This window comes from Pantoea sp. FN0307 (genome assembly GCF_050113815.1).
Taxonomy (GTDB): Bacteria; Pseudomonadota; Gammaproteobacteria; order Enterobacterales; family Enterobacteriaceae; genus Mixta; species Mixta alhagi.
This window is the reverse complement of record NZ_JBNJSO010000007.1, coordinates 177896-192875: the sequence shown is the minus strand read 5'-3', so window position 1 is coordinate 192875 and position 14980 is coordinate 177896. Positions and strand designations below refer to the sequence as shown.

Sequence of the window (14980 nt, the reverse complement as noted above, 5' to 3'; positions counted from 1 at the left end):
GCAGGCTATTGATTTTTTAGCGCTGGCCGGGCGAATAACCTCCATATGTTTACCCTCTGACACCCGCTTCTCATCGTTGCGGCGTGGTCATAACGCAGTGAAAAAGGCACAGGGATGCGATCAACCACAAAACTCTCAGCGTTTGTAACGCTGCTTATTACTCTGGCAATAGTATTAATGTTGGTGGGCAGCACGCTGAGCTTTTTCTGGCTACGTAGCGAATGGGCCGAGCAGCAGATAGAGACGCTGAAAACAGAAGTGGATCAGGCGCTGCTGACTCAAAGTCCAGCTGAACTGACGCCATGGTTACAGCGTACAATGCCGCTTATGGATATAGAACGCTTACATATCCTCAGTAAAGAAAAGGCCATTCTTGCGCTTTCTCACCGTCAGTATCCTCTACTCGATGACGTTCCCAATCGCTTCCGCCGTTACGATCTGCCGCTAATGCATCAGCCCGGCTGGGTGTTGCGTGTTGAGGTACTTGATCCGGCGAATACCTGGTTTAAATCTTTTATCGGTTCCTCGGTAATCATTGCCGTTGTGCTGGTAGCGGCATTTATGTTGCTGTTGCTGGTGCCTACGCAGCGCTGGTTATGGCGTCAACTCAAAGGAATGGAGAGTCTGGAAAAGCGAGCAGAACGCATTATTGACGGCGAACGGCGCGGGATTGGTCGCGGCAACGTCAATGAGTGGCCATCGAAAGCCTCCACGGCTATCGATCTGCTGCTGGACGATCTCCAGGAAGCGGGCGAGCAGCGTACCCGCATTGATACTCTTATCCGCGCCTTTACCGCGCAGGATGCGGCGACCGGCCTGAATAATAGGCTCTTTTTTGATAATCAACTGGCGACCCTATTAGAAGATCAGGAAAAAGTGGGCACCCACGGCGTGGTAATGATGATCCGTCTGCCCGATTTTGACAGCCTGAGTGAAAAATGGGGCAGCGGGGCGGTACAGGATTATCTCTTTTCTCTGGTTAATATGCTTTCGACGTTTGTTATGCGCTATTCCGGCGCTCTGCTGGCGCGCTATTTTCGCAGTGATTTTATGGTGCTGTTGCCGCACCGCACGCTAAAAGAGGCGGACGGCATCGCGGCTCATCTAATCAAAGCGGTTGATGCGCTGCCGCCGACGGCAATGATCGATCGGCAAAATATGATTTATATCGGCATTAGCGCCTGGCGTAGCGGACAAACCACACAACAGGTGATGGAGAGCGTTGAGCAGGCCACACGCCATGCTGCGTTGCAGGGCGGCAACACATGGGTGACGGCGGAAGGAATGGATGTGGATGGCGGACGCGGCAGCGTTCAATGGCGTACGCTGCTGGAGCATACGCTGAAGCGCGGCGGCCCACGGCTCTATCAAAAGCCGGCCGTACTGCGCGATGGTCAGGTGCATCATCGTGAAATGTTGCCGCGCATTTTTGACGGCGAAAAAGAGCTGCAGGCAGCAGAGTTTATGCCGTTAGTGCAGCAGATGGGGCTGGCTGAGGCGTACGACCATCAGCTGATGCAGCGTATTATGACGCTCTCTGCCTGCTGGCCGGAAGAGACGCTGGCGGTGCCGATGACGATTGATTCATTATTACAGCCGACGTTTCAGCGAACGCTGCGCGATATGCTGCTGCAGTGTACTAAATCGCAGCGGCAACGTTTTTTATTTGAACTTGCTGAGGCAGAAGTGTGTCAACACTTCAATCGTTTGCAACCGGCGCTGCGATTGCTTAAAGGTTTTGGCTGTCGTCTGGCGGTCAGCCAGGCTGGCTTAACGGTAGTCAGCACCGCCTATATTACCCAGGCGGGCGTTGAGCTTATTAAGCTTCATCCGGGTCTGGTGCGTAATATTGAAAGACGAACTGAAAACCAGCTGTTTGTGAAAAGCTTAATTGAGGTGTGCAGCATGACGCCGACGCAGGTTTTCGCCGCAGGCGTCAGAACGCGGGAAGAGTGGCAAATGCTGTCAGCGCTTGGCGTTGCAGGTGGCCAGGGCGACTTTTTCTCTACTTCACAACTGGTTAATAGTAATGTGAAAAAATATTCGCAAAGAGTTCGGGTTTAGCCGGATGATTTGACATAATGGCGCGCGGTTAAGGAGCCAGCGGCTATTTGCGGCTGCCAACCGCCGTGGAATTTAAATGTTAGATTTTATAACTGTTATGTCCGCTTATCAGCCCGATTTCGCGGGTATTCAGCTGCTTTTTCGGCCGAATATTGCTGCATCAGTTCGATAACATGGTAACAAGCGCGAGATAGCTTGATTTTTCACCGAAGTAGAACGTTTTTGCGCCTTGTGGCGGCTTCGCGTGGTTGGTAAAGTAAGCGGATTTTATTTTCCGCCCCCAGCTTGCAGGATTATCCTTTAGTATGTTTAAAAAATTTCGTGGCATGTTTTCCAACGACTTGTCCATTGACCTGGGTACCGCGAATACCCTGATCTACGTCAAAGGCCAGGGTATCGTGCTGAATGAGCCCTCAGTCGTTGCCATCCGCCAGGATCGTGCCGGCTCTCCCAAGAGCGTTGCGGCTGTCGGTCATGATGCAAAACAGATGCTTGGTCGTACGCCAGGCAATATTGCCGCTATTCGTCCAATGAAAGATGGCGTAATCGCTGATTTCTTTGTTACTGAGAAAATGCTGCAACACTTTATTAAGCAGGTGCATAGCAACAGTTTTATGCGTCCCAGCCCGCGCGTGCTGGTATGCGTTCCGGTCGGCGCTACTCAGGTTGAGCGCCGCGCAATTCGCGAATCTGCTCAGGGAGCAGGCGCGCGTGAAGTTTTCCTGATCGAAGAGCCAATGGCTGCCGCAATCGGCGCAGGCCTGCCGGTATCTGAAGCAACCGGTTCTATGGTGGTGGATATTGGTGGCGGTACCACCGAGGTCGCGGTGATTTCTCTTAACGGTGTGGTCTACTCCTCCTCCGTACGTATCGGCGGCGATCGTTTTGATGAAGCTATTATTAATTATGTACGCCGTAACTACGGCTCACTGATTGGTGAAGCAACCGCAGAACGTATCAAGCATGAAATCGGTTCTGCCTATCCGGGTGATGAGGTTCGCGAAATCGAAGTGCGCGGCCGTAATCTGGCTGAGGGCGTGCCGCGTGGCTTTACCCTTAATTCCAACGAAATCCTGGAAGCCCTGCAAGAACCGCTGACCGGTATCGTTAGCGCTGTAATGGTTGCGCTTGAACAGTGTCCGCCAGAGCTGGCATCCGATATTTCAGAGCGCGGCATGGTCCTGACCGGCGGCGGCGCGCTATTACGTAATCTTGATCGCCTGCTGATGGAAGAGACCGGCATTCCGGTCGTGGTAGCGGAAGATCCGTTGACCTGTGTCGCTCGTGGCGGCGGTAAAGCGTTGGAAATGATCGACATGCACGGCGGCGATTTGTTCAGCGAAGAATAATCTGCCAGAAGGGAGTGCACGGCGAAAGCAACACTCCCTTTTTTTGATGTCGGGGAATACGCAGAGTTTATGAAGCCAATTTTCAGCAGGGGGCCCTCCCTGCAGCTCCGCCTTTTTCTGGCGGTTATTGTGGCCATCGGCATCATTGTCGCCGACAGCCGCGTGGGTTCGTTTACCCAAATCCGTAACTATATGGACACGGCCGTAAGTCCATTCTATTTTCTGGCCAATGGGCCACGACAAATTCTGGACAGCGTTGCTGAAACGCTGGCCTCTCGCCAGCAGCTTGAAAAGGAAAATAAAGCGCTGCAGCGCGAACTCTTTCTGAAAAACACTGAGCTGCTGATGCTGGGACAATACCGGCAGGAAAATGCGCGTCTGCGCGAGCTGTTAGGATCGCCGCTGCGTCAGGATGAGCATAAAATGGTGACTCAGGTGATTTCTACCGGCACCGATCCCTATACCGATCAGGTGGTGATTGATAAAGGCAGCGTCAATGGCGTCTATGAAGGACAGCCGGTAATCAGCGATAAGGGCGTGGTCGGGCAGGTGATTGCGGTGGGGCAGATGACCAGCCGCGTGCTGCTGATTTGCGATGCATCTCATGCTCTGCCGATTCAGGTGCTGCGTAATGATATTCGCGTTATCGCTGCCGGCAACGGCTGCACCGAAGATCTGCAGCTGGAGCATCTGCCGGGCAATACCGATATTCGCGTTGGCGACGTGCTGGTCACCTCCGGCCTCGGCGGGCGTTTCCCGGAAGGGTATCCGGTCGCGGTAGTATCATCCGTGAAAGTGGATACGCAGCGCGCCTATACGGTGATTCAGGCGCGTCCAACGGCAGGGCTGCAGCGTCTGCGCTATTTGCTGCTGCTGTGGGGCGCAGATCGTAACGGCGATATGCCGATGGCGCCGGATGAAGTGCATCGGGTAGCGAACGAGCGCCTGATGCAGATGATGCCGCAGGTGTTGCCGCCAGCCGGAGAAATGGGGCCGCCGCTACCGCCAGCCGCTGAAGGCGCGCCGGCGCAGGCAAATCCTTCAACGCCTGCCTCAGCGACGCCTTCAACCGATAGCCGTACCGCCGTACCGGGCAGCCAGCCTGCCGCGCAGGGAGGCCGTCCTTGAGTCGCTATCGCAGCCATGGCCGCTGGGTTATCTGGCTATCCTTTCTGGTGGCGCTGATCCTGCAAATTATGCCGTGGCCGGACAATTTTTATATGTTTCGTCCCTCCTGGCTGCTGCTGATCCTGATTTACTGGCTGCTGGCGCTACCGCATCGGGTGAGCGTCGGCACCGGTTTTGTCATGGGCGGCATTATGGATCTGATCTCCGGCTCCACGCTGGGGGTACGGGCGCTGGCGCTGAGCATTATCGCCTATCTGGTCGCTTTCAAATTTCAGCTTTTCCGTAACCTGGCGTTGTGGCAACAGGCGTTAATGGTTATGGTGCTGTCGCTGGCAATGGATGTCATTGTTTTCTGGGCTGAGTTTTTAGTTATCAATATTTCGTTCCGACCAGAGATTTTCTGGAGTAGCGTGGTAGACGGTATTTTGTGGCCCTGGCTATTCTTATTGATGAGAAAGATTCGTCGTCAATTCGCTGTTCAGTAAGGACAACTATGTTATCCCTTTATCTTGCCTCCGGTTCACCGCGTCGTCGTGAACTGCTGACGCAGCTTGGCCTGCATTTTGAACGTGTTATTACCGACGTAGAAGAGCAGCGCCGGGAGGACGAGAGCGCGCTGCAATATGTGCGTCGGCTGGCGCGGGAAAAAGCGCAGGCGGGCGTGGCTGTGGCACCGCATGATCTGCCGGTGCTGGGCGCTGATACGATTGTGGTACTGAACGGCGAAGTGCTGGAAAAACCGCGCGATGCGCTGCATGCTGCAGAGATGCTGACGCGTCTCTCTGGCCAGACGCATCAGGTACTGACGGCCGTGGCGCTGGCGGATCGTCAGCGTGAGCTTGACTGTCTGGTGACAACGGATGTGACCTTCCGGCTGCTGACGGCACAGGATATTCAGGCGTACATCGCCAGCGGCGAACCGATGGATAAGGCGGGCGCATACGGTATACAGGGGCTTGGCGGCAATTTTGTCAGAAAAATTAACGGAAGCTATCACGCCGTGGTTGGCCTGCCGCTGGTGGAAACCAGCGAACTGCTCAGCCATTTTCAATCGTTGCGTGAGGTAGGTAAGGGGACATGATGACGGCTGAGCTACTGGTTAACGTCACGCCATCAGAAACACGCGTGGCCTATATTGACGGCGGTATCCTGCAGGAAATCCATATTGAGCGCGAAGCGAAGCGCGGCATCGTCGGCAATATCTACAAAGGTCGCGTAAGTCGGGTTTTGCCAGGCATGCAGGCTGCTTTTGTGGACATCGGCCTGGACAAAGCGGCGTTTTTGCATGCCTCCGATATTATGCCGCATACCGAATGCGTGGCTGGCGAAGAACAGAAGAATTTCAGCGTCCGCGATATCGCAGAGCTGGTGCGTCAGGGCCAGGATCTGATGGTGCAGGTGGTGAAAGATCCGCTTGGCACCAAAGGGGCGCGTCTGACCACCGATATTACCCTGCCTTCGCGCTATCTGGTTTTTATGCCGGGTGCCTCTCACGTTGGCGTATCACAGCGCATTGAAAGCGAAGCCGAGCGCGACCGTCTGAAAGCCGTGGTTTCCGCCTATTGTGATGAGCAGGGCGGATTTATCATTCGCACGGCGGCGGAAGGCATTGGCGAAGAGGAGCTGGCGCAGGATGCCGCTTTTCTCAAGCGCCTGTGGACCAAAGTCATTGAGCGAAAAAAACGTAATAAAACGCGCTGCCGTCTGTATGGCGAATTAGCGCTGGCGCAGCGCGTACTGCGTGATTTCGCTGGCGCCGCGCTCGATCGCATTCGTGTTGATTCACGGCTGACCTATGAGCTGTTGCTGGAGTTCACCTCAGAATATATGCCGGAAATGACAGCCAAGCTGGAACATTACAGCGGACGTCAGCCGATTTTCGATCTTTATGATGTGGAAAATGAGATCCAGCGTTCGCTCGATCGCAAGGTTGAGCTGAAATCGGGCGGCTATTTGATTATCGACCAGACGGAAGCAATGACGACTATCGATATCAATACCGGTGCCTTTGTGGGGCATCGCAATCTGGATGAGACCATTTTTAACACCAATATCGAAGCGACGCAGGCGATCGCACGTCAGCTGCGGCTGCGTAACCTGGGCGGCATCATCATTATCGATTTTATCGATATGAATAATGAAGAACATCGCCGTCGCGTACTGCACTCGCTGGACAGCGCGCTGAGTAAAGATCGGGTGAAAACCAGCATCAACGGTTTTTCCGCGCTGGGGCTGGTGGAGATGACGCGTAAGCGTACCCGCGAAAGCATTGAGCATGTCTTATGCCAGGATTGTCCGGTCTGTAAAGGACGCGGTACGCTGAAAACGGTGGAAACCGTCTGCTACGAGATCATGCGTGAAATTGTACGCGTTCATCATGCTTATGACTCCGACCGCTTTTTGGTCTATGTTTCACCCACCGTTGGCGAAGCGCTGAAAAGCGAAGAGTCGCATGCGCTGGCTGAAGTAGAGCTGTTTGTCGGCAAGCAGGTAAAGGTGCAGATCGAACCGCTCTATACCCAGGAGCAGTTTGACGTGGTGATGATGTAAAATCTGGTTAATATTTTGGTCTGTATTTGAAGATTTCACTCCGGTCAAGCGCTAAAAATGCGCCTCTGTTTCAGGTAAACTCTGCTGACCTGATTCTCCCTGGCTGCTGCAACGGCACGTTCGGGAATATGAACCAGCTTATTCATCCGTACAGTTTGCGCAAGACAAGGAGAGGAGTGTGAGGCAACTGCCCAGGATCCTGTTACTTACAGGCGCTGCGGTAATCGTTATCGTTGCGCTACTGGTCAGTGGCTTGCGGCTGGTGATGCCGCAGTTAAATCATCATCGCAGCGCGCTGCTTGACGCCGTTTCCTCCGCGACCGGTTTAAAAATTGATGCTGCCTCATTGCAGGGGCGCTGGGAAAACTTCGGCCCGACGCTGGATATGCGCCAGTTGGCCGTTTCCCTGCCTGATGGCGGCTCGCTGGATATTGGCCGCGTGACGCTGGCGCTGGATGTCTGGCAGTCCCTGTTGCACGCCCGCTGGCAGTTTCGTGAGCTGACTTTCTGGCAGCTCGACCTCGATAGCCGTTCGCCGCTCATCAGCAATGATAAAAATAATCACACGCTAAAAGCGGGTCAGATCAATGATCTGTTCCTGCGTCAGTTCGACCATTTTGATCTGCGCGATAGCCGTATTCGTTTTCAAACGCTTTCCGGGCAGCGCGCCGAGCTGGCGATCCCACGGCTGAGCTGGCTGAATGAAAAAGCACGCCATCGGGCGGAAGGAGAAGTCAGCCTCTCCAGCTTTACCGGCCAGCATGGCGTGGTACAGGTACGCTTAGATCTGCATGATGAGAATGGTCTGTTGAATGACGGACGCATCTGGCTACAGGCGGACGACGTGGATGTTAAACCCTGGCTGGGGCAGTGGATGCGCGATAACACCACGCTTCAGAGCGCACGTTTTAGTCTGGCCGCCTGGCTTAGCCTGAGAGAGGGCGAAGTGTATGATGGCGATGTCTGGCTGAAACAGGGCGGTGCACGCTGGCAGGGCGATAAGCAACCGCATCGGCTGGAGGTAGATAACCTGACGATGCATCTGGCGCGCTGGCGCAGCGGCTGGACGGTAACCGTGCCGCAAAACAGCTTACGCACCGATGGCCAGCCCTGGCCAAAAGGGCACTTTTCTCTGGCATGGCTGTCGCAGCATGCTATCGGCCCGGAGCCGCAAAGCGTGGAAGAGCTGCGCGTACGCGCCACCGGGCTTAATCTCCAGCGGCTGGCGCCGCTAATTCCGTTATTCTCCCGCCTGTCGCCACAGATGCTGGAGAACTGGCGCACCCTGCAGCCGCACGGGCAAATTGATGCGCTGGCGCTGGATATTCCGTTGCAGCAGCCGGATCAAAGTCGCTTTCAGGCGCGCTGGCGCGATTTAAGCTGGCAACACTGGCAGCTGCTGCCGGGCGCGCAGCATGTTACCGGCACACTGAGCGGTAGCCTGGCGGATGGTCGGCTGGATATTGGCATCAAGGACGCGGTAATGCCTTACGGCACCATGTTTCGGGCGCCACTGGAGATCAAAAGCGCCACCGGCACCCTGAGCTGGCAGCAAAGTAAAAATGCGCTGGCGCTGCAGGGCAAAAACCTTGATGTGCAGGCGCGCTCGCTGTGGGCCAAAGGGGATTTCAGCTACCGTCAGGGCACCGGGCTGCCGCCGCGCCTCGATATTCTGGCCGGGATCCATGTTACCGATGCCGGCGATGCCTGGCGTTACTTTCCTGAACCGCTGATGGGCACTCACTTAACCGACTATCTCAGCGGGGCGATTAAAGGCGGGCAGGCCGCTAACGCCACATTACTGTTTGCCGGCAACCCGAAACTGTTCCCTTTCCGCCATAACGAAGGCATGTTTGAAGTCTCTGTGCCGCTGCGTCGCGCAAGCTACGCTTTTCAGCCCGGCTGGCCGGCGCTTGAGAACCTGGATATCGATCTCGATTTTGTTAACGATGGCCTGTGGATGACGGCGAAGCAGGCGATGCTCGGCAAGGTTCAGGCAAACAACGTCAGCGCTGTGATACCGGATTACCTGAAAGAGCAGCTGATCGTTAATGGCGATCTGCGCGGCGAGGCGGCTGACATCCGCGATTACTTTAACCAGACGCCGCTGCGATCTTCGCTGGGTGCCGCGCTGGATGAACTGCAGCTGGGCGGAGAAACCGGCGGACACCTGCAGCTGGATATTCCGCTGGATGGCGAGCAGGTTCATGCGCGCGGTGATGTGCAGCTGGCGAATAACACGCTGCTTATTGCCCCGCTGAATAGTCGTCTTACCGCACTTAACGGCAGCTTTACCTACGATAATGGTAACCTGCGCAGCGATACGCTGCGGGCCAACTGGTTTGGGCAGCCGGTCAGCGTTAATTTTCATACCGAAGAGCGGCCGCAGGATTATCAAATTGGCGTTAGTCTGGCGGCTGAGTGGCAGGTTAATAAACTTGCGCCACTGCCCGCAGGCGTAAGCCAGCAGCTGAGGGGCACGCTTCCCTGGCAGGGCGATGTGGCTATCACGTTGCCAAATAAGGGCGGAGCGAATTATAAAATTGATCTTGCTGGCGACCTGAAGAATGTAATCAGTAACTTACCCTCTCCGCTGGCAAAAAAGCGCGGCGAAGCGCTGCCGATAAAGATAACGGCAAGCGGCGATCTGCAGCACTTTGACTTACAGGGCGTAGCAGGTGATCAGCAGCGCTTTAACAGCCGCTGGTTGATTGGTAAACAGCTGCGTCTCGATCGCGGTATCTGGCTGAACGAGGCGAAAAGCACGCCAGCCTTGCCGAATACGCGCGGTATGGTGCTGCATCTACCGCCGCTGGACGGCGACAGTTGGCTGAAACTGCTGATGGCCGATGGCGGAACGCAGAAAGCCACCTCAAAAACCGGCGGCGGCAGTGCGATAACCGGTTACCAATTGCCTGGCGATATCACGCTGAGTACGCCCGCTCTCGAGCTGGCAGGACAGCAGTGGCGCGATACGCAGATTACGCTGCGCCAGCTGATGGCCAGGGGAATGCAGGTCGAGGCGCAGAGCCGTGAAGTCAACGGCAAGTTAGATATTCCTGCCAGTGGGCCATGGCGCGCGCATCTTGGCTGGCTTTATTACAACCCGGAATGGCAAAGCGGCAGCGAAGAGGCCTCGCCCGCTCAGCCGCAGGAAAGCAGCACAATTAACTTTGCCGGCTGGCCAGCGCTGCAAATCAACTGTGACGATTGCTGGCTGCGCGGACAAAAGTTCGGACGCATCCAGGCATACCTGACGCCGCAGAAGGACACGCTAATGCTGACCAACGGGCTGGTGGATACCGGCAGCTCGCGCCTGACCGTTAGCGGCGAGTGGGTTAATCGCTCCGACGAACAGCGTACCTCGCTGAAAGGCAAACTCAGCGGCAGCAATATCAATAATGCCACCAACTGGTTTGGCGTGAATACGCCGCTACGCGATGCGCCTTTCACGCTCGATTATGATCTGCACTGGCGTGCTGCGCCCTGGCAGCCATCGGAATCGTCGCTAAGCGGCGTGCTGAAAACCCATTTTGGCAAAGGGCAAATCGCTGATGTCAGCAGTGGACGCGCTGGTCAGCTGCTGCGGCTGGTGAGCTTCGACGCACTGCTGCGCAAATTGCGCCTCGATTTTAGCGATACCTTTAGCGAGGGGTTCTGGTTTGACTCCATTAACGGCACGGCATGGATCAAAGATGGCGTGATGCAAACCGACAATCTGCTGGTAGATGGACTGGAAGCGGATATCGCCATGCAGGGCAAGCTGGATCTGGTGAAGCGGCAGATTAATATGGAAGCCGTTGTTGCGCCTGAAATTTCAGCATCGGTAGGGGTTGCGACCGCGTTTGTAATCAATCCGGTGGTCGGCGCAGCGGTTTTTGCTGCCAGCAGGGTGCTGGGACCGTTGTGGAACAAAATCTCGCTGCTGCGTTATCACATCAGCGGCCCCATCGATAAACCGGAAATTAACGAAGTGTTGCGCAAACCGCGTGAAAAGAGCGCGAAGTGAATTTGACGCCGCAGGGGAATTACCGCAGGCTATAGCAATAATGTCACACAACGAGTGAGAAACGATGAGTCTGAATCTGGTAAGTGAGCAATTGCTAACTGCGAACAACATCAATCAGCAGGATTTGTTCACCCTGCTTGGGCAGCTTTCAGAACGTCGCCTGGATTATGCCGATCTCTATTTCCAGTCCAGCTACCATGAGTCCTGGGTACTGGAGGATCGCATCATTAAAGATGGTTCCTGGAATATCGATCAGGGCGTTGGAGTACGCGCCGTTAGCGGTGAGAAAACCGGCTTCGCCTATGCCGACCAGATTACTCTGAACGCGCTGCAGCTAAGCGCGCAGGCTGCTCGCAGCATTGTTCGTGAGCAGGGCAACGGCAAGGCGCAGGCGCTGGCTGCGGTATCGCATCAGGCGCTTTATCCCGCTTTCGATCCTTTACAAAGCCTGTCGCGCGAAGAAAAAATCGCGCTGCTGCACCGCGTCGATAGCGCGGCGCGTATGGCGGACAAGCGCGTGCAGGAAGTCAGCGCCAGCCTGACCGGCGTATATGAACTGGTGCTGGTGGCGGCGACCGACGGCACGCTGGCGGCAGACGTGCGTCCTTTGGTGCGCCTGTCGGTCAGCGTACTGGTGGAAGAGGATGGCAAACGCGAGCGCGGTTCCAGCGGCGGCGGCGGACGTACCGGCTATGATTTCTTCCTTGCTGATGAAGCGGGCGAAGTGCGGGCCGAGCGCTGGGCGCGCGAAGCGGTACGCATGGCGCTGGTTAATCTCTCCGCCGTTGCGGCGCCTGCGGGCTCAATCCCGGTGGTGCTGGGCGCAGGCTGGCCTGGCGTGCTGCTGCACGAAGCGGTCGGGCATGGGCTCGAAGGTGATTTCAACCGACGCGGCACCTCTATGTTCAGTGGGCAGATGGGCAAACTGGTGGCATCTGAACTCTGTACGGTGGTAGATGATGGTACGCTGGATGGCCTGCGCGGTTCGTTAGCCATTGATGATGAAGGCGTACCGGGCCAGTACAACGTGCTGATCGAAAATGGCATATTGAAAGGCTATATGCAGGATAAGCTTAACGCGCGCCTGATGGGAGTTAAGCCCACCGGTAACGGTCGCCGTGAATCTTATGCGCATCTGCCGATGCCGCGCATGACCAATACCTATATGCTGGCGGGGCAGTCGACGCCGCAGGAAATTATTGAAAGCGTGGAGTATGGCCTCTACGCGCCTAACTTTGGCGGCGGGCAGGTGGATATCACCTCCGGCAAGTTTGTTTTCTCTACTTCAGAAGCCTATTTGATCGAGAAAGGAAAAGTGACGCGTCCGGTAAAAGGCGCGACGCTGATTGGATCGGGTATTGAAGCGATGCAGCAAATTTCCATGGTCGGCAACGATCTGGCGCTGGATAAAGGCGTGGGCGTATGCGGCAAGGAAGGGCAGAGCCTGCCGGTAGGCGTCGGCCAGCCAACGCTGAAACTGGATCGTTTGACCGTAGGCGGCACCGCCTGATTTATCTTCCCTGGCAGGCTCTCTGCCAGGGATTTAACCGCTGTTGCGATGTTCCTGATAGATCTCCGCCACCTTTTTAAACCAGGCGCTGAGATAATCAATACATACCTGTACTTTCAACGGCAGCTTATCTTTCTGCGTATAAAGGGCATAGACCGGACGCGGATCTGACTGATAGCGACTAAACAGAATCTCCACTTCACCCGCCTTAATCTCTTCAATCACCCACATCAGCGGAACATAGGCGATGCCGCAGCCTGCCTTCAGCCAGCGGATCAGCGTTTGTGAGTCATTGGTAACAAAGCGCCCCTGCGGCGAAAGATGCGTGCTGATCCCTTCCGGCGCAATCAGTTCGAAATCGCTGTCTGGCCGCACGCTATATTCCAGCCATGAAAAGTTAGCAATATCGGCGGGTTTCTCGGGCGTACCGTGCTGCTCAAGATAGTGTTTCGCGGCGCAAACCACCATCGGCATTGAGCCCAGTCGACGCGAAAACAGGCTGGAATCCTGTAAGGCTCCGACCCGGATCACCACGTCCAGCCCATCGGCAATCAGATCGGGTGCCGGAATACCGGTTACCAGATTCACCGTCAGGCCGGGATATTCCTGCAGCATTTCCGCCGTCATATTTGCCAGCACGTTTTGCGCCATGGTGGATGAGCTGCCGATGCGCAGCGTGCCGATCGGCGAGTTATTAAAAGCATACAGCTGTTCATGGACCTGATGCGCTTCCGTCAGCATCCGGCGACAGCCCTGATAGTAAATACGGCCCGCTTCAGTCAGCCCAAGGCTGCGGGTGCTGCGATTGAGTAATTTAACCTGCAGTTCATCTTCCAGTTTAGAGACAATCTGGCTTATAGAGGAAACGCTCATCTGTAACTGACGCGCAGCGGCAGTAAACGACCCCAATTCAACCACTTTGGCAAAAACCGACATACCCTTGAGTCGTTCCATTATTCACTCTGGCTTAAAAGTGATTTAGATCACATTATGTAGATAACTTATAGTCAGGCGCGTTACTATATGACGCCGGGTTGCCGTCTGGTGACTCACCTTTTGTGCCAGGACACTTAAGTACACGCTATGCTTTAGGTGCTGATATTCGTCTGACAGTGTACCTGTCGTCCGATCATCATCAACCCGTAATATGAAACTACCTGTATTTGCAGGCCGTTTCGCGCTGGCATCACGGTATGGCCCGGTTACGTATCAACAAGGATAAAAGATGAGTGTGTTACCGGTTATTGTCATATTTGGGCTCTCTTTTCCGCCCATATTTTTTGAAATCATTGTCTCGCTCTTGCTGTTCTGGCTGGTACGTCGCGTACTGCAGCCGGTTGGTTTGTATGATTTTGTCTGGCATCCGGCGCTGTTTAATACCGCACTCTATTGTTGCCTGTTCTATTTAGTATCCTGTCTGTTCGTCTGAGGTTTTAAGTGAAAGCTCTAATAAGAAAAATTGCGCGCTATGCCATTACCCTGATTCTGGTTGTTATCGCCGTGGTGGTTGTTTTCCGCGCCTGGGCTTTTTATACCGAATCGCCCTGGACACGAGACGCTAAATTCGCCGCGGACGTGGTGGCTATCGCCCCTGACGTCACCGGTCTGATTACTGACGTGCGCGTACGTGATAACCAACTGGTAAAAAAGGGCGACGTACTGTTTACCATCGACCAGCCGCGTTTCGAGAAAGCGCTCGCGGAAGCAGATGCGGATGTGCAGTATTACCAGGCGTTGGTTAATGAGAAACGTCGTGAAGCGGCCCGCCGCAACAAGCTGGGCGTGATCGCTATGTCACGCGAAGCGATCGAGCAATCCAATAACGATCTGCAAACCGCCGAACATCAGTTGGCGAAGGCGCAGGCCTCACGCGATTTGGCGAAGCTGGATCTGGAACGTACGGTTATCCGTGCGCCAGCTAATGGCTGGGTTACCAACCTCAATGTATTTACCGGTGAATTTATCACGCGTGGCACAACTTCCGTGGCGCTGGTAAAACAGAACTCCTACTACGTGATGGCCTACATGGAAGAGACCAAGCTGGAAGGCGTTCGTCCCGGCTATCGTGCTGAGATCACGCCGCTGGGCAGCGATCGCGTGCTGCGTGGTACGGTTGATTCGGTGGCGGCTGGCGTAACCAACAGCAGCAGCAGCGTCGACAGCAAAGGCATGGCTACCATCGATTCGAATCTGGAGTGGGTGCGTCTGGCGCAGCGCGTGCCGGTCAAGATCCGCCTCGATCGGCAGCAGGGTAACCTCTATCCTGCAGGCACCACGGCCACCATCGTTGTCACCGGCGAGAAAGATCGCGAGCAGAAACCGGAAAATCCGCTGACCCGGCTGCTGCATCGCCTGCGTGAGTTCGGCTAA

Annotated in this window: 11 protein-coding genes; 10 read left to right on the top strand and 1 reads right to left on the bottom strand. The window is 55.3% G+C overall.

Annotated features, from left to right (window positions below; translation table 11 throughout):
* The first annotated feature begins 114 nt into the window (after positions 1–114).
* From csrD to tldD, 8 genes are all read left to right on the top strand, one after another.
* Positions 115–2064 carry an RNase E specificity factor CsrD gene (gene csrD, locus ACQE3Z_RS18300; protein ID WP_426974871.1) on the top strand — a complete coding sequence of 650 codons (1950 nt, stop codon included), beginning with the start codon at positions 115–117 and terminating at the stop codon, positions 2062–2064.
* 305 nt (positions 2065–2369) lie between these two features.
* Positions 2370–3413, top strand: a complete 1044-nt coding sequence (gene mreB / locus ACQE3Z_RS18295; RefSeq protein ID WP_003855260.1) for a rod shape-determining protein MreB — start codon at positions 2370–2372, stop codon at positions 3411–3413.
* 69 nt (positions 3414–3482) lie between these two features.
* The gene (gene mreC / locus ACQE3Z_RS18290; RefSeq protein WP_250651579.1) at positions 3483–4541 is read left to right on the top strand and encodes a rod shape-determining protein MreC; all 1059 of its coding nucleotides are present in this window, start codon (positions 3483–3485) and stop codon (positions 4539–4541) included.
* A complete protein-coding gene (gene mreD, locus ACQE3Z_RS18285) occupies positions 4538–5026 on the top strand; it encodes a rod shape-determining protein MreD (protein WP_085068391.1) in 489 nt (162 codons plus the stop codon). Before mreC ends, mreD begins: the two co-directional genes overlap by 4 nt.
* A gap of 8 nt (positions 5027–5034) precedes the next feature.
* On the top strand, positions 5035–5622 hold the full coding sequence (locus tag ACQE3Z_RS18280) for a Maf family protein (RefSeq protein WP_426974870.1): 588 nt from the start codon (positions 5035–5037) through the stop codon (positions 5620–5622).
* Complete coding sequence (rng, locus tag ACQE3Z_RS18275) at positions 5622–7091, top strand: ribonuclease G (protein ID WP_250651580.1); 1470 nt, start codon at positions 5622–5624, stop codon at positions 7089–7091. The genes ACQE3Z_RS18280 and rng overlap by 1 nt, the downstream gene beginning before the upstream one ends.
* A 178-nt stretch (positions 7092–7269) precedes the next feature.
* Positions 7270–11100 (top strand): AsmA2 domain-containing protein YhdP, encoded by a 3831-nt coding sequence (gene yhdP / locus ACQE3Z_RS18270; RefSeq protein ID WP_426974869.1) that lies wholly within the window; start codon positions 7270–7272, stop codon positions 11098–11100.
* 64 nt (positions 11101–11164) lie between these two features.
* Positions 11165–12610 (top strand): metalloprotease TldD, encoded by a 1446-nt coding sequence (gene tldD / locus ACQE3Z_RS18265; protein WP_085068385.1) that lies wholly within the window; start codon positions 11165–11167, stop codon positions 12608–12610.
* A 33-nt stretch (positions 12611–12643) separates the two neighbouring features.
* Here the strand turns inward: tldD and aaeR are convergent, their stop codons facing one another.
* Positions 12644–13564 carry an HTH-type transcriptional activator AaeR gene (gene aaeR, locus ACQE3Z_RS18260; protein WP_426974868.1) on the bottom strand — a complete coding sequence of 307 codons (921 nt, stop codon included), beginning with the start codon at positions 13562–13564 and terminating at the stop codon, positions 12644–12646.
* Between the two features lie 271 nt (positions 13565–13835).
* Here aaeR and aaeX point away from each other — a divergent pair, with 271 nt between their 5' ends.
* Both aaeX and aaeA read left to right on the top strand, forming a co-directional pair.
* Positions 13836–14039, top strand: coding sequence for a p-hydroxybenzoic acid efflux pump operon protein AaeX (aaeX, locus tag ACQE3Z_RS18255; protein WP_085068381.1), 204 nt, complete (start codon positions 13836–13838; stop codon positions 14037–14039).
* A gap of 8 nt (positions 14040–14047) precedes the next feature.
* Entirely contained in the window at positions 14048–14980 is a 933-nt protein-coding gene (aaeA, locus tag ACQE3Z_RS18250) for a p-hydroxybenzoic acid efflux pump subunit AaeA (protein WP_250651584.1), read from the top strand.

Excerpts from the sequence above, each read along its gene's own strand:
- csrD (WP_426974871.1), top strand. The coding sequence starts at position 115 with ATGCGATCAACCACAAAACTCTCAGCGTTTGTAACGCTGCTTATTACT.
- mreB (WP_003855260.1), top strand. The coding sequence starts at position 2,370 with ATGTTTAAAAAATTTCGTGGCATGTTTTCCAACGACTTGTCCATTGAC.
- mreC (WP_250651579.1), top strand. The coding sequence starts at position 3,483 with ATGAAGCCAATTTTCAGCAGGGGGCCCTCCCTGCAGCTCCGCCTTTTT.
- ACQE3Z_RS18280 (WP_426974870.1), top strand. The coding sequence starts at position 5,035 with ATGTTATCCCTTTATCTTGCCTCCGGTTCACCGCGTCGTCGTGAACTG.
- rng (WP_250651580.1), top strand. The coding sequence starts at position 5,622 with ATGACGGCTGAGCTACTGGTTAACGTCACGCCATCAGAAACACGCGTG.
- tldD (WP_085068385.1), top strand. The coding sequence starts at position 11,165 with ATGAGTCTGAATCTGGTAAGTGAGCAATTGCTAACTGCGAACAACATC.
- aaeR (WP_426974868.1), bottom strand. The coding sequence starts at position 13,564 with ATGGAACGACTCAAGGGTATGTCGGTTTTTGCCAAAGTGGTTGAATTG.
- aaeX (WP_085068381.1), top strand. The coding sequence starts at position 13,836 with ATGAGTGTGTTACCGGTTATTGTCATATTTGGGCTCTCTTTTCCGCCC.